We start from the raw sequence: 17274 nt of genomic DNA, 5'->3' as shown, positions 1-17274 counted from the left end.
GCGCGGCTGTTTGTCCGTATTTAGAGCAGGTAAATCACTGCACACTGAGATTATCCCAGTTGATTTGGAATTCCCTCAACATCCCTTCTTTGGTCAGCTTGCCGCCGAGATACCCTTGAATGCTGCTGGATAATTCCTGTGGCATCCCGTTCGGCAGGCGGGTCCAGTTCCAGGTCAGCGCTTGATCTTTATCGGTATAAGCCAGTACCTCAGCACCTAGCGTTCCAAGATCTTCTTCGGTTCCCTTAATGTTGTCGAGCGCAGGGATGAATTGGAATTCTTTAGTGATATATTTTTTCCCGGCCTCGGAGGTGACGAGCCAATTCAGGAAGACCTTGGCCTCCTTCTTAACGGGAGAGTTTTTATTGATAACCCAATTGCTGGGTACACCTACATAAAGCTTGTCGTTGTCTTCGGGAGTGTCGTCAATGGGCATGGGCAGGATGCCCAGGTTTAGATTGGGATCGATGCCGTCGATCTGTCCTTGTGTCCAGTTACCCTGCTGCATCATCGCAGCTTCGCCGCTCGCTAGCATAGTGACTTGTGTATTATAGTCGGTCGAAAGTGGGTTCTTATTGCCGTACTCTACAGTAAGGTCAAGTAGATCGATCCACTTGGAGAAAATAGGGTCTCCGATGAAGGTTTTGGAACCGTCTGTAAGTCCTGCGATGAATGCCTCTGGATCAGGCTGCTGGGCGAAAGGCACGTTTACATTATGATTGCCAAGCACGAACCATTCTTGGTAACCATTCGCAAAAGGTGTGATACCTGCCGCTTTTAACTTCTCGGAGGCTTCACGTAGAGCGGTTAGCGTTAATGGCTTCTCGGTGATTCCGGCTTTCTTAAACAGATCCTTATTATAGATGAAACCGTATCCTTCCAGATTCATCGGCATCCCATACAGCTTGCCATCTATAGTCATTTGTTCTGCTGCGAGTGGCTTTACATCCTTGGCCCAAGCTTCGCCGCTCAGATCCTCCAGATATTCCAGCCACATATCACGTTCATTGTTGCCGCCGATGGTAAAGATATCCGGTTCATCTCCGGAAGAGAATTTGGCACGCAGCGAGGCGCCATAATCGGTCCCGCCACCCACGCTTTGTACCTCAAGCTTAATCTTGGGATGTTCTTTCTCGAATTCAGTCTTGAGCGAAGCCAGCGCTTCAGATATTTCAACCTTGAACTGGTAGATGTGTACGGTTTTGACTCCATCTGCATTGTCGCTGCTGCGTCCGCAACCGGCTGTCATGGCAGCCAGCAGCAGGGAGCATGCGAGGAGAATTCCACGTTTTGTTCTCATATTCATTCATCCTCTCTGGCTGAAAGCAACATGTATCGTTAGCCCTTCACGGAGCCTTGGGCAATGCCTTCAATAATATATTTTTGCATCACTAGGAAAAAGATGACCACCGGCGTAATCCCTAGTACAAGTCCTGGAAGCGCCAAATCCCACTGCTTCGTATATTGTCCGAAAAAGCTATAAGTGGCGATAGGAATGGTGCGAAGCACCGGATCCTGCAAAATAAGCGATGGCATCAAGTAATCATTCCAGATCCACAGGGTATTCAGTATGATGACAGTGACGATAATCGGCTGCATAAGCGGAAGTACAATCCGGAAAAAGGTACCATAAGGACTGCTGCCATCTACTCTTGAGGCCTCCTCGATATCGAGAGGTACCGATTTGACGAAGCCGTGGAATAGAAAAACAGTCATTGGGGCGCCAAACCCAAGATAGGCTAAAATCAAACCGGCGGTTGAATCCATGACGCCCAAACCGCTGACGACCTGCACCAGCGGGATCATAATAGATTGAAATGGGATAACCATGGCGGCTACTAGTGCAATATAAAGCACACGGTTATACAAGCTGTTGTTGCGGACCATTTTGTAAGCGCACATAGAGCAGAGGAATGCTAGCAGAATATTACTAATCACCGTGATGATAAAAGAGTTCAGGAAGGCGCGAGGGAAATTGGTAGCTTTCCAAGCTTCCGCATAGTTGCTCCACTGGAGTGCGGAAGGCAGCGCAGCAGAGTCAGAAAGTATTTCACTATAGCTTTTCACTGAATTAGCCAGCAAAAAGTAAAAGGGCACTAAAAATAGAAGCCCCAGCAGGATTACAATCACTTCGATGAGAAGCAGGGGGACATTAAATTTCTTGGCGGTAGTCTCCATTACAGCTCCACCTCTCTTTTCTTGGTTGCTCTTACCTGTAGTAGGGAAATCACGGCCACGATGACGAAGAAAACCATCGCTTTAGCCGAGCCCATTCCGAACCGGCTGATGGTATAGGCTTCATTGTAAATATTCAAGGCTACAGATTCGGTAGCTTTAAAGGGTCCACCCTTGGTCAGCGACAGGTTGAGGTCAAACAGCTTAAAGGACCAGGAGATAGATAGAAATAGACAAACAGTTACAGCGGGCATGACCAGTGGTAGAGTGACATGGCGCAAGGCCTGGAAACGTCCGGCTCCATCCACTTTGGACGCTTCAATTAGGCTTTGGGGAACATTGTTGATAGCAGAGATGTAGATCACCATCAGATATCCCGCATTTTGCCAGACAAATACGATAACAATCGCCCAGAATGCTGTCCCTCCGGTGCCTAGCCAGGGAAGATTAAAGAAGGACCAGCCGGTGGCCTGCCCGATAGAGGAGAATCCTCTGACAAAAATAAACTGCCAAATAAACCCGAGCAAAAGTCCGCCAATCACATGCGGTACAAAAAATACCGTTCTCAGGACATTGCGTGTGAATAATTTGCGCGTCAGCACATAAGCGAGTGCGAAGCCAAGCAGATTGGTCAGCACTAGACCGAAGAAAGTGAACTTTGCCGTGAACCAGAATGAATTAAGAAAGGAAGGATCCTTGGTGAAAATATGTAGATAGTTCCGTAGTCCGGTCCACTCGACATGCCGCGAGATTCCGTTCCAGCTGGTAAATGAATAATAGAGTCCCAAAAAGAAAGGAATCAGCACAATAATAAAGAAAAACAAGGAAGTTGGCCCGACAAAAATAAACTGCTGCATCAGGCGTGATCTTTTTCTATGGTCCATCGTTCCTCACCCCTTTTGTTAATTTAAACTTTTCATTCTATAACCGAATTGGTGATTAACCGAAACAAAAAGTAACATCACGCACCAAATATTCTTAACCAGTTGCGGTATCGGGAGAGGTCACAAAGCCTTTGATAGCGCCGAAAGTGTGTGAGTTGGAGAAAAGAGAGGCAAAAATGCCTTTGATAGCGCCGAAAGTGGGCGTTTTGGAGAAAAGAGAGGTAAAAATGCCTTTGATAGCGCCGAAAGTGTGCGATTTGGAGGAAAGAGAGGTCACAAAGCCTTTGATAGCGCCGAAAGTCGGCTGAGCTTTCTCTGGATAATTTTCGCTGCCCCGGAGCGATTTCTTTTCAGGCTTGACAGCCTTTTCAAAGAATCGGTATGGTGGACTTGTCAGACAAATGGGAGGTAGGGTACATGTCAGGATGGCTGGGAAATCATTTTGTTACGCAGATTGGAATTTTGGTGAATGATGTTGAAAAGGTAAGCACGGCTTATGCGGAGTTTTTTGGACTGGAAAAGCCGCAAATTATCGTTACAGATACAGAAGATAAGGCGCAGACTCGGTATAATGGCGAGGCGACGGTGGCGCGGGCTAAGTTGGCTTTTTTTGAGATGGGCTCCCTGCAGCTTGAACTGATTGAGCCAGATCAGCAGCCCAGTACGTGGCGTGATTATTTGAATGAGCATGGTGAGGGACCTCATCATATTGCTTTTGTGGTTGAAGGAATGAAGGAGAAGATTATGCTGCTCGAAGGCAAAGGGTTCCCACTCCAGCAAAAGGGTGAGTATACCGGTGGGCGTTATGCTTATATGGACACGTTCAAGGAGTTAAAGGTGATTGTGGAGCTGCTGGAGAACGATAAGGATAAAGGAGAGGTTGTATAGTGAATATTCTAATTACTGGTGCCGGACGTGGACTAGGTTATGAGCTGGCGGCTGAGGCATTGAAGCGGGGGCATGGGGTCATTGCCGGGGTTCGCCGTCCCGATCAGGAACAAACAGCACTATCCCAGCTTGCTGCAACCTATGGGGAGAAGCTGACTGTGGCCCAGCTGGACGTGACGGACGAAGAAGGAATCGCGGCTTTAGCTGCGAATCTGCAAGGACAAGGCCGGACGCTTGGTGCCATTATCAACAATGCGGCAGTACTGACTGCAAGGGACACACAGATTGAAGAGCTGGATCTCCAAGATATGCTTACCACGATGGATATTAATCTTTATGGACCGATGCGAGTGGTTAAGCATTTCTTGCCGCTACTCACTGAACCCGAGCTTTCAATTATCAACATATCGTCGGAAGCAGGCAGCATCACTAATGCTTATGCGGGAGACTATCCTTATTCCATCTCCAAAACGGCACTTAATATGTTCTCACAGCAGCTGCATGTATATTTAAAAGAACGCGGGGTACAAGTACTCGGCGTACATCCCGGCTGGATGCATACGGATATGGGCGGGGCAGAGGCGCCAACGAATCCGACCCAAAGTGCTGAGGGCATCATGGACTTGATCGAGAAGCGGACTACACCGGAAGGTCAATTCATGTTTGTAGACTATACGGGTAAGGATATGAAGATTTAATAAAGAGTGTTCTAACTAAAAGAGGTAACTCAATAGCCATTCATGGCTTCTGAGTTACCTCTTTTTGATCTTCTATATGCTTATTTATTTCTTAATCAATAAATAAGCGAAATAAGGTACGCCGATCAACGCTACCATGATCCCAGCCGGGATGCCATCAGGGGAGACGAGATTGCGGCCAAAGGTGTCCGCGATCAGAAGCAACCAACCACCCAGCAATACTGCGACGGGAATAAACATCTGATTGCGGGCCTTGCAGATTTGAGGTTCCATAGCCTCCGTTACCTATAATTCTATGAATGGTATTATATTCTTCACTTCTATGGGACTAATTATAACATCTCCCCTTTGGGACAAGCAGCATAAATGACCACAAAGTAGAAGAGAAACTAATCTCCTAGATGAATCCATTGGTCCAAGAGTCCCTAAGGTCAAGCGAATATAAATACTACTATGATCCTTTATCCATTTTAAAAGAGGTGAATCTAAGATGAAAAGACAGGTGAAACCTAGTAGGAAAAGAAGACCTTCCTCCAGACTGCAGCCTAAACGTAGTTTAATTCTCAAAGCAAAAGCGCAAATCATTAACTTTGCGGTTATTGGTGATAGTCATGTGGGGTATGGAAACAGCGCAAGCATTTTTAGAAATCTTTTGCCTAAAGCTGTGAATAGCGGGAATAAGAGATTTGTTATTTTTGGAGGAGATAATACGCAAGCGGGAGCTAATCATGGAAATAATGCGAATGCTTACTACAAGGACTTCAAGGATACGGTAACAAGCACGCTTGGGAGCATTCCATATAAAGCATCTATAGGAAATTGGGAGGCAAGCACACAGTCCTTATTCACACAATATTTAGGTGCTGTTGAAGGTCAAATGAATTTTCCGGGTACGCAGGGAAAGGTCAAGTATGTATGGCTTAATTGTGCGCTTGGACGGTTTACTCCGGGTAGTATAAATTTGTTGAGAAATTTAGATGATAGTTTTTATTATATTATAGATTTTCATTGGCCCCTCAAAGTAAGTGGGATTACGGTGGACCCAACCCATGTATTAAGCGCATCGGAGACGAATAAGTTTTTTTCATCCATTCCTACAAAAGTGAGAGATAAGGTGCTAGCTATTTTTACGCATCATGGACATCTGTTTTACCGAAAGCTTAGTAATATATATCCCGGTTACAACAAAACTAAATTTTTCGTATGCGGGTGTTCAGGCGAATATAAATGCAAAACAAATGGTGATCGGGGTTATTACAATGCCACATTATCCATCAACGGGACAACATTTAATGTGGATGCTTTTAAGGTAGCGGTAACTTAGTAAACAAAGCTGAAGCTGATTTTCGGGAGAAACCGGGGTCAGCTTTAGTTTTGTTTAGCGAATAGTTAATAGAAACTCAACAATTCAGTCACAGGATAATAGTAAACTAGCAGGATTACTTAATATATTTGTATAATAGTTTATATATGTATTAAATGAATCATATTGGAGGGCTACCGATGAGAGGGTTAGTATTTAATTCTTTAGAACAGGCGGGTGTCTCAGCTTTTGGTGTGGAGCGCATTCGTACAGCCGCCGCACAAATGGTTGAAGACAATATCACACCTGCGCAAGTTATTGTTGCTGCAAGAAAGGGGACGCTGCTGGTCCATCAAGCGAATGGGAAATTCGGACCTGAAGCAGACGCAGCAGATTTAACAGTGGATGCTATATTTCCACTCTGTTCCATCACAAAACTATTTACTGCAACCGCTATTATGATGTTAGTGGAACAAGGGAAAGTGGGCCTAAACAGGCCGGTTTCTGATTACATCCCCGAATTTACAGGGGAGAACAAAACAAAGGTATGCGTACATCATTTGTTGACACATACCTCTGGAATTGAGGTTGATGGAGGTTATGATGCACCACTTAGCCACGAGCCAGGTATTGTGATGTCTTACTGTGGATATGGTTATGAGCTGTTGGGTGAAATTATACGGCGTGTTAGTGGACAAGCTTATGATGTATTCGTAAAGGAAAGTATTTTTAAACCGCTTGGAATGGAAAATACATATTATCGTGTGCCAATGGAAGTGCGGAACATAGTAGTTAGACGTTCCCCTGAGGCAGCATGCGCGGAATGGGTAGACAGCGAATACAATTTGAATTCTGTATCTGCGGGGGGAGGCGCTTACTCAACGGCTATGGATATGGCTGTTTTTGGCCAGATGTTCCTTAACGGCGGAATTTATAACGGAGTACGATTGCTAAGTCCGGTAACAGTAAAAGAAATGACCCGCAATCAAATTCCGGGCGTATCCTCACAATATAGAGACGAAGTTTTCCCTGAAGCGTACTGGGGGTACGGATGGGCGATTAATGGCACGAAGCGTGACGGCGGAGATCTGCTCTCTCCAGATGCCTATTCACACTGGGGGGCGGCAGGTCCTTTCCTCTGCGTGGATCCGATTTATCAGACAGTGACGGTTCATTTATCCGTAGAGCTGGATCACCAGAAGCCATTTAAAAATATGTATGTTGATTACTTCAACAATACTGTTCTTGCAGCAATCACTGATCTTTAATTCGGCAAGGATCTGCAAAAAATTATTTAGAGTTGATTTTATAAAAAACTAATATAAGTAAGCCAGTGGCACATATTAGTCCTATCTAATATGCTCACTGGCCTTATTTGTGTAAATTTCTTGTTTGGATACCGTTACCCTTAAACTCGATAGGTGCGCCTTAACATTTCCTTGCAGGAAATCCGTAATCTTTAGCGCGCCACGCTACTAGCAGTGCAAGAATCAATAATATAAATATTACCCACGGGAAGGAGCGGACACCAAGTGTTTCAATAAGAATTCCGCCTATCACTCCGCCACCGCCAATAGCTAGGTTCCATGCCGTCACCAACATCGATTGGGCCACATCTGCACTTTCGCCAGCGGTTTCGGCAACGGCTGTCTGTAGCAAAGTAGCCGCTCCTCCGAACGTCAATCCCCATACACCAACCACTAAATAGATCACTATGGGCTGGCTGCTACTATTGCCTAGTACAATGGATGACAAGGCAAAAGCAGCTAGGCTGATCAGAACCAATGGACGCAGTTTGCGGTCGATCAAAATACCGATGACCCAGATGCCAACAAGCGCTGTAATGCCAAAAATAAGCAGTACCAAATCAACTCGCTGGGTTAAACCGGCCTGATTAAGATAGGGAGCAATGTAGGTGTACAAGATGTTGTGTGCTAGTACCCATGCCAGAACGACAAACAATACCGGCCGTACCCCCGGAATAACGAAAACCTTGTAGAGAGGGAGCCGCTTATCAGAGGCTTCTCCTGGATAGTCTGGTAGCTTCCAAAATACCCAAGCGGTCAGCATGAGAGCTAATAGCGACATGATTCCGAAGATAGAGCGCCAGCCTACAAGGTTGCCAAGAAGTGTTCCAGCAGGGACACCGAGTGCCAGAGCGAGAGGTGTGCCAACCATCGCTACCGCCATTGCTCGTCCCTTGAGTGACTCCGGCACCATACGCCGGGCGTAACCTGCTATCATCCCCCATAAGACTCCAGCGGATACGCCTGCGAAGAACCGAGCTGTCAGCGTAAGTATATAATTGGAAGAAAAAGTGGTGACGGTGTTGAATATGAGAAAACCAAGGATGCACATTAGTAGCAGTGGTCGCCGCCGCCATCCACGCGTCACAGTTGTTAAGGGAATCGCGGCTAACAGGGAACCAAGAGCATACAAAGAGACAAGCTGACCGGCAAGGGCCTCGGAGACTCCAAGCCCCTCACCTATTTGGAGTAACAAGCCTGCCGGAATCGTTTCGGTAAGAATACAGATAAACCCCGTCATAGCTAAGGCGAGTAATCCAGCCCATGGCAGACGTTCAGAAGAGGGAGTACTGGAGGCACTTTGTGTGGCAGAAGATGTGTTTTGGCTCATAGAGAAGCCCCTCTCTTATATAATTTTAGCAAACTCAATGATATACACGACGAATAGGTCTATTAGACAGAGAGCCTAGGCCGGTTCATTCCGGACCCAGGAACCTTGTGTAATTGCTCTATTTATTACGTCTATCATAAATGGCATCACAAAGGTCAATAGTAAACTGACCCGACATGCCTTCCAATGCAGTATTAGTGAAAGCGACGACACTGAGGCGTTGCTTGGGATCTACGAACCACGAATGACCATAAGTACCCCCCATGCGCCAAGTACCCGGAGATTCCGGAGTGTCTGCGGCGACAGGATCCTTTAGTACCGTAATGCCTAGGCCAAAGCCTCGTCCTGGCCAGAAGGCCATGGGCAGATCACCGATCTGGTTGGTCGTCAAATCGTGAACCAGTGACTCCGGTAGCAGCGGCGCTCCGCCCTTACGTAATGTTTCCAGCAGTTGCAAAAAATCTCCGGCGCTGCCAACCATGCCAGCTCCTCCAGAAGGATAGGCAGTAGTGTCAAGTGCTCGGCTAGGAGCAAGCAGGAACCCGGCCGTTCCCTCCACAAAGGCAATACTGTCGGGATCAAGTAAGGGTCGTGGCTCTGGAGTATCATTGGCATAGGAAGTGGCCAGCCGTTCTCGGTCAACTGCAATAAAACCCGTGTCGTTCATGCCAAGCGGCTTGGTCACGAGTGAATGTACAGCCTCATTGAGCGGTGTTTCTGTCACCTTTGCAATTACTGCTCCTAGCACATCTGTCGCGATGGAATATTTCCACTCGGTACCTGGCGTATAAAGGAGGGGGACAGAGGCGAGACGACGCAGGTTCTCTTCCAACGTGATGCCGGACTGATCCATACCATCTGATACCCCTGCTGACTGATAGGAACCCTTCTCTTCTTGGAAAAATCGGTAAGACAGGCCTGCGGTGTGCGTCATCAAATGACGAATTGTCAAGGAAGCGAACTCACCATTCTGCAAACGCGGCCGAAACTCTGGAAGCCAACGATCAACGCGGTCGTCCAGTTGGAGGCGACCTTGCGCAACTAATACTAGGGCTGCCGTTGAAACGATAGGTTTAGTAACTGAAGCTAGCCGGAATAAGGCATCTTCTCGCATAAGTCGGCCTATCTCGCGGTCGGCAAAACCGGCAGCGCGGCTATAAACCAGTTCCCCATCTATCGCCACTTTAATGACAGCACCGACCAAGCGCTTGTCAGCGAGGGTTCGATCGATTACTCTATCGATGCGATCTGATAAACATTCTGTATTTATTTTGTTTGAAACCAATATACTCAACGGTCTTCATCCCTTCGGAATAGTTAAAGCCAAGAACACTTTACTATTGTAGGGTTATTATATATAACGAGTTATCTTGATTACATAAGGCAACTAAGTTAAATTAGCCTTATAACGGTTAATTACAAGCTAGTTAATATAGGAAACCTTAAATTTAAAGGAGGCGATTTTGATGGACCATGTTGATAAGCAAATTCTTTTCCATCTTCAAAATCAAGCAAGAATTTCTATGACAGAGCTGGGGAAATGTGTCGGCTTATCGCAACCTGCGGTTACGGAGAGAGTTAGGCGTATGGAGGAAAAAGGCATCATCAGCGAATATCGCACCATAATTTCTCCTGAAAAGATTGGGAAACATGCTGCTGCCTACATGTTATTTCATTCTAGGGATTGTAATGCATTCCTTGATTTCTGCCGCTCAAGTCCTGATGTCGTCGAATGTTACCGTATAAGCGGGGAACACAACTACTTATTGAAGGTAGTAACCGACTCTACACGAGCCCTCGAGGAGTTCGGAAATCAATGTGACAAATACGGAACTTACACGATTCTAATCGTGATGTCATCGCCAATCGATCATAAATTTCTTATACCCTCGCTTGAAGAAGCAAGCCTAAACTTGCTGAGTTAGATTTTAAACATAATCCGTTAGCCTGCCGCAACGCAAAAAGACTCTTCTATATAAATAGAGGAGTCTTTTTGGTTTAGATATTGTAATAAAAATGATTGCAGCTGCTCCTATTGCGTAGATATCAAGGACTCTCTACCTTATAAGTCCGGCGGTATTTTAATGGAGAAAGCCCGGTGATTTCCTTAAATACCCGACCAAAGTGAGTCATATTATCAAATCCAACATTTTCAGCTATCTTGGCTACTTTAAAGGCAGTATTAATTAACAAGGCACGAGCTTCCTTTATCCGCACATTATTCAAATATTCTGTAAAGGTGAAGCCTGTACTATCACGAAAAGTTTTGCAGAAGTAGGAAGGACTGATATAGAATCTGTTGGCAATATCGCGTATGGAATGATGTTGGTCGTAATAACGGTTGAGATAGTCAACAATTTCAAAGATTTTTTTGTTCAGATAGAATTCATAGCCGGGAGGTTGCTTCGTAAATTCAGAGACCATTTTATTGAATAATTTCTCGATAAAGTTTTGTTGGGCTACCTTCCATAAACGGCTTAGAACAATGGTTAGTCTAGACCAACTATAAAATGAATTAAGTAGCCAAGCTAATGCCGGCATCACCTAGTTTCCAACGGCAGGTCATTCTCAGCTGCTCACCCTCCAGTTCGGCTGTCAGCGTGCCACCCATTTTATTCATTAGACTTTTGGCGATGGAGAGACCCAGCCCGGAGGCTTGAGAAGATCGGGTACGGTCTGCGGTATAGAATCGGTCAAATAAGAGGTTAACATCGCTTCCGGCTAGTTCCTTCGCATCGTTTACTATCGTTAAGTCAGCTGTTTCCTGCTGTCGTTCGAAACGGATTTCCACATACCCGGCCGCGTGTTTGACCGTATTGACAAGCAAATTTTCGACAACTCTCCGCACAGCAGATTCATCGGCGTATACGGATACATTTTCCTCAGGTAGCCGTATATCCGGTGTAATATTGCGTTCGTTGAAGGAATCGTAAAATCCGACCAGAATTTCCGAGAGTAGGGCCGTCATCCCAAGCTTTTCGGAATGTAGAGGATAATCTAGCGATTCGATCAAGGAAAGCTCAAAAAAATCATTCAGCAGCGCCTGCAGCCGTTTCGTCCGATTTTTAACGATGGCAACATATTCAAGCTTTTCACCAGGGGTAATAGAATCATCCTCCAACAGTTGAATATAACCGAAGATGGAGGTGAGGGGTGTACGGATATCATGTGAAATATTTGCAACAGCCTGACGGAATTCTTGTTCGACACGTTTTCGCTGGGCATCCGCTTCGACGATTAAATCAGATTGACGATTGATTTGTCCCGCAAGCGCCTCAAGCTTCTGGTCGAATAGAGCCACATCAATTTTTTTACCGGTTGCTCGCTCATTGTAGGTATGCAATTGCCCTGTTATCCGCCCTAGCTCTCGCCTTAGCATCAACAAACGGAAAAGCAGGAGAGCTCCTGCCGCAAACAATATGATTGTCAGAATAAGCAACACTCTCCTGCACCTCCTATTTGTTATTTGATTTCTTTTCGGTGGAATACGAGAATACCGAGTACCCCGGAAACGGCTATTGTCAACAACGGTACAAGTAAAAGCGCTGGCCAATCTCCGCTGTCGATACTGGGCTTACCGATATCGCTCACCCGTTTGAAGATGGAATAATCGTACAAATTACTAAAGAAAGAGATCTTCGAACCTATACTAGCTAAAACCGTATCGATCATAAGGAAGAAAATCATTGAGAAGCCGATAGTTTTGCCGCTGTCGGTTAGGATTACGGTGAACAGCGCCCCGATGGCTGCATAACCAGCCGTGTACAATAACGTTAGCCCGAGGGCTCGTGGTATGAAAAGTGTAGTGCTTCCTTCCGGCAGATGACCGAAGCCCGAAAGCAGCGTGACTTCCACTGTGCTGAGAATAGGAAAGACGAGCGAAATCGCCATGGCTCCAACTGCAAATACGATTAGTTTTGCTGCGAACAGCCGGCCTCTGGTGTTGCCCGAAGATGCAATCGTCTTCATGACCCCTGTGGAATATTCGTTAGAGATAAAGAATCCAGCCAGAATGGCTACGCCGAATTTAATAATGTAGGCATTGCTTGAAATGAAGGTAGTCAGAAATTCAGCGCCGGTGATCTGAGGTTCCCCATTGGAGCGATGATCAAAATAATATAGCAAAGGGTACGCAAGCGAGAGGACGGAAAGTGCCAATAGAAAAGTCCAAAATGATCTATTCTTTCGGAGCTTGAAAAACTCCACTCTGATCAGATTATACATTTGGATTCCCTCCAATTCGCTTCGTAAAATAACTCTCCAAGTCTTCACCCATAGGCATAAACTTCTCAATCTCGAGGCCGGCATTGAATAACGCTGTTGATACTTTGCCTGGCTGCCCAATACGGCTATACAACTTGATGGTTCCATCCTGCATCACTTCAAAATCGGTCGTACCCAGCTCGTTCTGAATGACGGCTGTTGCCTTGCCCGGATCATCCACTTTGATAAATAAATACTGCTGACATTTCTCGTTTAATTCCTCCGCAGTGAGTTGTTCAAGCAACTGACCGTGATGAATAATGCCATAATGACTTGCCATTAAATGCAGCTCACTTAGAATATGACTTGAGATCATTATCGTAATGCCTAGCTCACGGTTTAGTCGCTTGAGCAGTTCGCGCATTTCGACGACACCCATCGGATCCAACCCATTGGTCGGCTCGTCCAGAATCAGAAATTCCGGATCCCCCAGTAAGGCGATGGCAAGACCTAACCGCTGCTTCATTCCAAGTGAAAAATTTTTGGCTTTCTTCTTGCCGGCGCCCTGCAGTCCAACTTGCTCTAGCATTCTAGGAACACAATCTTTGCCGGGAATACCACGTAGAATCCGGTTTGCTTCTAAATTTTCGCTCGCAGTCATATGGGGGAACAAAGCGGGGCTCTCGATAATCGAGCCGATTCGCTTACGAGCCTGGATTAAGGCCTGCTCTTCACTGGCTCCGAACAGCTCGATTGTCCCCTGAGTCGGAAAAGCAAGTCCGGTCACAATCCGGATTAATGTTGATTTTCCAGCTCCATTTTGCCCAATAAAACCATAAATAGAGCCTTTACGGATTGACAAATTGACTTTGTCCAGCGCTGTATGGCCCTTGAACTTTTTGGATAGCTGATTTGTTTTTAATACATACTCGTACATCTCGTCTTGGCCTCCTTTTCGTGATAGACCAAGTATAGAATTGAAAACATAAGAAGAGCTAAAGCCAAATCTTAAGAATGTCTTAAGGCTTGAGCCGATAACCTATACCCCATACCGTCTCGATAAAATCGCTTCCTGGCGCGGCCTTGACTAGCTTGCTGCGCAAATTGCTCATATGGACATTGACTGTATTGTCGTCCCCGTAATATGGCTCGTGCCAGACTCTTTCATACAAATTCGCTTTCGTAAACACCTTTTTGGGGGCTGACAAAAGTAATGAGAGAATCTCAAACTCTAGAGCTGTGAGCGTCAGTTCCGCACCATTTGCCGTAACCGACATTGCATCTCGATGAAGTACAAGACCCTGATGCTGGAGCAGGTTAGGCAAAGCCGATTGCGTAATCCGCGAATACAAACGTAGATGAGAATCGATCCTTGCAGAGACTTCCTCAACGTCGAAGGGTTTCGTAATGAAATCATCCGCCCCCGCCCGCAGAGCAGACACCTTGGTCTGGGGCTCACCCTTGGCAGAAATGATAATTACCGACATATCGTCCCGCCCGGCAATCCTCTCAAGTAGTTCCTCACCCGACATGCCAGGCAGCATCAGATCCAGTAGCAGCATGCTCCATTGACGTTGCTCCAGATAGAGAAGCGCCTCCGTTCCCGAGTAAGCAGGTTGGGGAATGTAGCCGCTTTTCTTAATAATGTTGCATAGCAATCGGTTGATGTCGCTGTCGTCCTCAGCAACAAGAATATGTATCGGGTTATTCATTTAATCTCCTTTTTTTACCTGAAATAGGTCGTTGTTCGGATGAATGCCTATTAAATAGGATAGCAGGTTTTAGATTCTGTATCCAGATCTAGCCAATTTGCATTTTGGTTATTTAAATCTATATCACCGATTCTCGTGAGTTTATTTTTATATAAGAAAGAGACTCTTCTATATAAATAGAGGAGTCTCTTTGCGGTGTTAAGGTATTTAGATAAATAGATTATGACCCGACTGATCGGCTTGGCCGAGGTAATAACCAACGCCGCCGATTCCGACACCGTCAATCAGTTCTTCACGAGTGATGCCCATAAGATCCATGGACATTTGGCAGGCGACGATTTCCACACCTTGGTCGATAGCCATCTGAATCAATTCCTCCAAGGAAGAGATATTTTTGCTCTTCATTAGAGAGCGGATCATCTTCGAGCCCATGCCCATCATGTTCATATTTGAAAGCGTCAGCTTCCGGCTGCCGCGTGGCATCATGGCACCGAACATTTTACCGATGAAGTTTTTGTTCACAGGCACCTTCTCATCCTTGCGGATAATATTGAGACCCCAGAAGGTAAAGAACATTGTGACTTTTTTGCCGCTGGATGCTGCTCCGTTGGCAATGATGAAGGAAGCGATCGCTTTATCCAAATCCCCGCTAAAAACAACCATTGTGCTTGCGTTGCTAGTTTGAATTACTTGTGCGCCTGCTTCGGTTGGTGCTGATGCTGAAGTCTCGATAACTCCTTTGCGCAGATAAGCTTCGATCATGCCAGTAGGCAGCTTTGTGAGCTGCAAAAGCGTATTGTTGGACATACGAGCCCAAGCCTTGATATCCTCATAAAATCCGGGATCGGAAGCAGTGACCTTCAGGACTTGCCCGTCCAAGAGCGGGTCCATGCTCATTTTAACTTGGATCAGCGGCCCTGGGCAGCACAGTCCGCAGGCATCAAGCACGGAATCAGGTGCTGTGAAAGCTGCAGCGTAAACAGTGGGTGTAACTGTGCCAGCCCCAGTCCCAGTCTCAGTTCCAAACCCAATCCCAGTTCCTGGATCCGTCATTACTCCCGTTGCTGCGATTTCTTTACGGGCTGCTGGTGTATCAACGTTTGGCGTCAAGTTATCTTTTTTTTTAGGCGTAAATTGGCTCATCTGATAGGTTTTATAACCGCCGGTCAGATTCTTCACACGATAACCTTTTTGCTGTAAAATCCGGGAAGCGGTGTAGCCTCTGAGTCCAACTTGGCAATACACCCAAATTTCTTTACTAGAGTCAAGCTCGCTTAGCCGACCCCGCAGATCATCCACAGGGATGTTAATGGACCCTTCAATATGACCATTAGCATGTTCAATTTCCGAACGTACGTCAACTAAAATGGTATTGTTTTTGTCACGACTCTCTAAATCCTTAGGGACGAATACCGTAGTCAAACCTTGCAAAATATTTTCAGCGGCAAAGCCAGCCATGTTCACCGGATCTTTAGCGGAAGAATAAGGAGGGGCATAAGATAGCTCCAACTCCGTCAAATCAGTGACCGAACCTCTAAAACGAATAACTGTAGCGATATCGTCGATACGTTTGTCTACACCACTGTAACCTACAGCTTGTGCTCCTAGCACCGTACCTTTTGGATCAAAAATCAGCTTCATAGATATCGGAGTTGCCCCCGGATAATAGGTTGCGTGTGAGCTTGGATATATATAAATCACGTGATACGGCAGACCCAGACGTTGTAGTGTTTTTTCGTTATTTCCGGTAGAAGCACCTGTGACTCCAAAAACCTTAATAATAGAAGTCCCTTGTGATCCTTTGTAAGTTGTGCCGAGACCACTGACGTTGTCCGCAGCAATCCGCCCTTGCTTATTGGCAGGGCCAGCTAGTGGAATGGCGGTTTTTGTTCCGTTTACGAAATCAACCACCTCAACCGCGTCACCTACAGCGTACACTTGATCCAGATTGGTCTCCATCCGCTCATTGACTAAAATATGGCCGCGGGGACCGAATTCTAAGCCACTGTCCTTCAGAAAAGAGGTATCCGGAGAAACGCCGATAGCCAGCAGAACCATATCACTTTGCAGTACAGTGCCACTTGCTAATTGCACCTGTATTTGTTCTCCCACCTCAGCAAACCCTTGGACCATATCGGAAAAAATAAGATTAACACCATGCTCGTCAAGTTCTTTTGCCAAAATAGAAGACATTTCAGTATCGAATGGAGCTAATATTTGTGGTCCTGCTTCAATTAAGGAAACTTCCAGACCAGCTTCTCTAAGATTCTCAGCCATTTCCACACCGATAAATCCACCACCGATCACCACGGCCGAACGTGTGCCTTCCGCAGCGACTTTAGCTTTGACTTTGTCAGTGTCGGGAATGTTACGCAACATGTGTATTTGGGAACTCTCGATACCGGGCAGATTCGGACGAATCGGTTTAGCACCTGGCGATAAAATAAGCGCATCATAGCTCTCTTCATAGGAGCCTTTTTCTATACTTTCTACTCGCACTTTTTTGTTCACAGGGTCGATAGCCACTACTTCACTTTGAATCCGAACATCGATGTTAAAACGTTTATGCATCGCCTCCGGCGTCTGCACCAGCAGCTTGGAGCGGTCCTGAATGGACCCACCGATATAATAAGGAAGTCCGCAATTGGCAAAAGAAATGTACGGATCACGCTCAAACATTACAATATGGGCATCTTCATCTAATCTCCGAAGTCGAGCGGCTGCTGACGCGCCTCCTGCAACTCCACCAACAATCAATACTTTTTTACTCATGA

Annotated in this window: 16 protein-coding genes and 1 pseudogene; 5 read left to right on the top strand and 12 right to left on the bottom strand. The window is 46.0% G+C overall.

What is annotated here, in order from left to right; all coding sequences use genetic code 11:
* Positions 1 to 34: 34 nt before the first annotated feature.
* Genes MHH60_RS05335 through MHH60_RS05325 form a run of 3 tightly spaced genes read right to left on the bottom strand, consistent with a single transcriptional unit; the run spans position 35 to position 3059 of the window.
* Positions 35 to 1306 carry an ABC transporter substrate-binding protein gene (locus MHH60_RS05335; RefSeq protein WP_143766765.1) on the bottom strand — a complete coding sequence of 424 codons (1272 nt, stop codon included), beginning with the start codon at positions 1304 to 1306 and terminating at the stop codon, positions 35 to 37.
* Between the two features lie 32 nt (positions 1307 to 1338).
* Positions 1339 to 2178 (bottom strand): carbohydrate ABC transporter permease, encoded by an 840-nt coding sequence (locus MHH60_RS05330; RefSeq protein WP_036675762.1) that lies wholly within the window; start codon positions 2176 to 2178, stop codon positions 1339 to 1341.
* Positions 2178 to 3059 (bottom strand): carbohydrate ABC transporter permease, encoded by an 882-nt coding sequence (locus MHH60_RS05325; RefSeq protein ID WP_076125253.1) that lies wholly within the window; start codon positions 3057 to 3059, stop codon positions 2178 to 2180. The genes MHH60_RS05330 and MHH60_RS05325 overlap by 1 nt, the downstream gene beginning before the upstream one ends.
* Positions 3060 to 3476: 417 nt before the next feature.
* Here MHH60_RS05325 and MHH60_RS05320 point away from each other — a divergent pair, with 417 nt between their 5' ends.
* Both MHH60_RS05320 and MHH60_RS05315 read left to right on the top strand, forming a co-directional pair.
* Entirely contained in the window at positions 3477 to 3947 is a 471-nt protein-coding gene (locus MHH60_RS05320) for a VOC family protein (RefSeq protein WP_076138022.1), read from the top strand.
* Entirely contained in the window at positions 3947 to 4645 is a 699-nt protein-coding gene (locus MHH60_RS05315; protein WP_076138024.1) for an SDR family oxidoreductase, read from the top strand. The genes MHH60_RS05320 and MHH60_RS05315 overlap by 1 nt, the downstream gene beginning before the upstream one ends.
* A gap of 84 nt (positions 4646 to 4729) precedes the next feature.
* Here the strand turns inward: MHH60_RS05315 and MHH60_RS05310 are convergent.
* Positions 4730 to 4918: pseudogene (locus tag MHH60_RS05310) on the bottom strand (iron chelate uptake ABC transporter family permease subunit); the annotation flags it as partial.
* A gap of 217 nt (positions 4919 to 5135) precedes the next feature.
* Between MHH60_RS05310 and MHH60_RS05305 the strand changes: the two are divergent.
* Both MHH60_RS05305 and MHH60_RS05300 read left to right on the top strand, forming a co-directional pair.
* Positions 5136 to 5969: a metallophosphoesterase family protein gene (locus MHH60_RS05305; protein ID WP_076138025.1), complete on the top strand. Its 834-nt coding sequence runs from the start codon at positions 5136 to 5138 to the stop codon at positions 5967 to 5969.
* 179 nt (positions 5970 to 6148) lie between these two features.
* Positions 6149 to 7216, top strand: a complete 1068-nt coding sequence (locus MHH60_RS05300; RefSeq protein WP_076138027.1) for a serine hydrolase domain-containing protein — start codon at positions 6149 to 6151, stop codon at positions 7214 to 7216.
* 160 nt (positions 7217 to 7376) lie between these two features.
* On the opposite strand, the gene MHH60_RS05295 is transcribed toward MHH60_RS05300, so the two are convergent.
* Together MHH60_RS05295 and MHH60_RS05290 are read right to left on the bottom strand one after the other, a co-directional pair.
* Positions 7377 to 8585, bottom strand: a complete 1209-nt coding sequence (locus MHH60_RS05295) for an MFS transporter (protein ID WP_076138029.1) — start codon at positions 8583 to 8585, stop codon at positions 7377 to 7379.
* A 118-nt stretch (positions 8586 to 8703) separates the two neighbouring features.
* Positions 8704 to 9873: a serine hydrolase domain-containing protein gene (locus MHH60_RS05290; RefSeq protein WP_076138060.1), complete on the bottom strand. Its 1170-nt coding sequence runs from the start codon at positions 9871 to 9873 to the stop codon at positions 8704 to 8706.
* 178 nt (positions 9874 to 10051) lie between these two features.
* Between MHH60_RS05290 and MHH60_RS05285 the strand changes: the two genes are divergently transcribed.
* Positions 10052 to 10510 carry an Lrp/AsnC family transcriptional regulator gene (locus MHH60_RS05285; protein WP_036675753.1) on the top strand — a complete coding sequence of 153 codons (459 nt, stop codon included), beginning with the start codon at positions 10052 to 10054 and terminating at the stop codon, positions 10508 to 10510.
* A gap of 121 nt (positions 10511 to 10631) precedes the next feature.
* Here MHH60_RS05285 and MHH60_RS05280 read toward each other — a convergent pair whose 3' ends face one another.
* From MHH60_RS05280 to MHH60_RS05255, 6 genes are all read right to left on the bottom strand, one after another.
* Positions 10632 to 11126, bottom strand: coding sequence for a helix-turn-helix transcriptional regulator (locus MHH60_RS05280; protein WP_076138031.1), 495 nt, complete (start codon positions 11124 to 11126; stop codon positions 10632 to 10634).
* Positions 11101 to 12027, bottom strand: coding sequence for a sensor histidine kinase (locus MHH60_RS05275; protein WP_256715222.1), 927 nt, complete (start codon positions 12025 to 12027; stop codon positions 11101 to 11103). Before MHH60_RS05275 ends, MHH60_RS05280 begins: the two co-directional genes overlap by 26 nt.
* Positions 12028 to 12047: 20 nt before the next feature.
* The gene (locus tag MHH60_RS05270) at positions 12048 to 12809 is read right to left on the bottom strand and encodes an ABC transporter permease (RefSeq protein WP_076138033.1); all 762 of its coding nucleotides are present in this window, start codon (positions 12807 to 12809) and stop codon (positions 12048 to 12050) included.
* A complete protein-coding gene (locus MHH60_RS05265; RefSeq protein ID WP_076138034.1) occupies positions 12802 to 13725 on the bottom strand; it encodes an ABC transporter ATP-binding protein in 924 nt (307 codons plus the stop codon). Before MHH60_RS05265 ends, MHH60_RS05270 begins: the two co-directional genes overlap by 8 nt.
* A gap of 82 nt (positions 13726 to 13807) precedes the next feature.
* Positions 13808 to 14500, bottom strand: coding sequence for a response regulator transcription factor (locus MHH60_RS05260; protein WP_076138036.1), 693 nt, complete (start codon positions 14498 to 14500; stop codon positions 13808 to 13810).
* A gap of 207 nt (positions 14501 to 14707) precedes the next feature.
* Positions 14708 to 17272: an FAD-dependent oxidoreductase gene (locus MHH60_RS05255; protein WP_076138038.1), complete on the bottom strand. Its 2565-nt coding sequence runs from the start codon at positions 17270 to 17272 to the stop codon at positions 14708 to 14710.
* Positions 17273 to 17274: the final 2 nt, after the last annotated feature.

Source organism: Paenibacillus sp. FSL H7-0716 (genome assembly GCF_038002705.1).
Classification (GTDB): Bacteria; Bacillota; Bacilli; order Paenibacillales; family Paenibacillaceae; genus Paenibacillus_AQ; species Paenibacillus_AQ odorifer.
Note: the sequence above shows the minus strand (reverse complement) of the source record. Positions and strands in the feature narration are given on the sequence as shown.

Coding starts and splice junctions, on each gene's coding strand:
- MHH60_RS05335 (WP_143766765.1), bottom strand. CDS start 1,306: ATGAATATGAGAACAAAACGTGGAATTCTCCTCGCATGCTCCCTGCTG.
- MHH60_RS05330 (WP_036675762.1), bottom strand. CDS start 2,178: ATGGAGACTACCGCCAAGAAATTTAATGTCCCCCTGCTTCTCATCGAA.
- MHH60_RS05325 (WP_076125253.1), bottom strand. CDS start 3,059: ATGGACCATAGAAAAAGATCACGCCTGATGCAGCAGTTTATTTTTGTC.
- MHH60_RS05320 (WP_076138022.1), top strand. CDS start 3,477: ATGTCAGGATGGCTGGGAAATCATTTTGTTACGCAGATTGGAATTTTG.
- MHH60_RS05305 (WP_076138025.1), top strand. CDS start 5,136: ATGAAAAGACAGGTGAAACCTAGTAGGAAAAGAAGACCTTCCTCCAGA.
- MHH60_RS05300 (WP_076138027.1), top strand. CDS start 6,149: ATGAGAGGGTTAGTATTTAATTCTTTAGAACAGGCGGGTGTCTCAGCT.
- MHH60_RS05295 (WP_076138029.1), bottom strand. CDS start 8,585: ATGAGCCAAAACACATCTTCTGCCACACAAAGTGCCTCCAGTACTCCC.
- MHH60_RS05285 (WP_036675753.1), top strand. CDS start 10,052: ATGGACCATGTTGATAAGCAAATTCTTTTCCATCTTCAAAATCAAGCA.
- MHH60_RS05280 (WP_076138031.1), bottom strand. CDS start 11,126: ATGCCGGCATTAGCTTGGCTACTTAATTCATTTTATAGTTGGTCTAGA.
- MHH60_RS05270 (WP_076138033.1), bottom strand. CDS start 12,809: ATGTATAATCTGATCAGAGTGGAGTTTTTCAAGCTCCGAAAGAATAGA.
- MHH60_RS05265 (WP_076138034.1), bottom strand. CDS start 13,725: ATGTACGAGTATGTATTAAAAACAAATCAGCTATCCAAAAAGTTCAAG.
- MHH60_RS05260 (WP_076138036.1), bottom strand. CDS start 14,500: ATGAATAACCCGATACATATTCTTGTTGCTGAGGACGACAGCGACATC.
- MHH60_RS05255 (WP_076138038.1), bottom strand. CDS start 17,272: ATGAGTAAAAAAGTATTGATTGTTGGTGGAGTTGCAGGAGGCGCGTCA.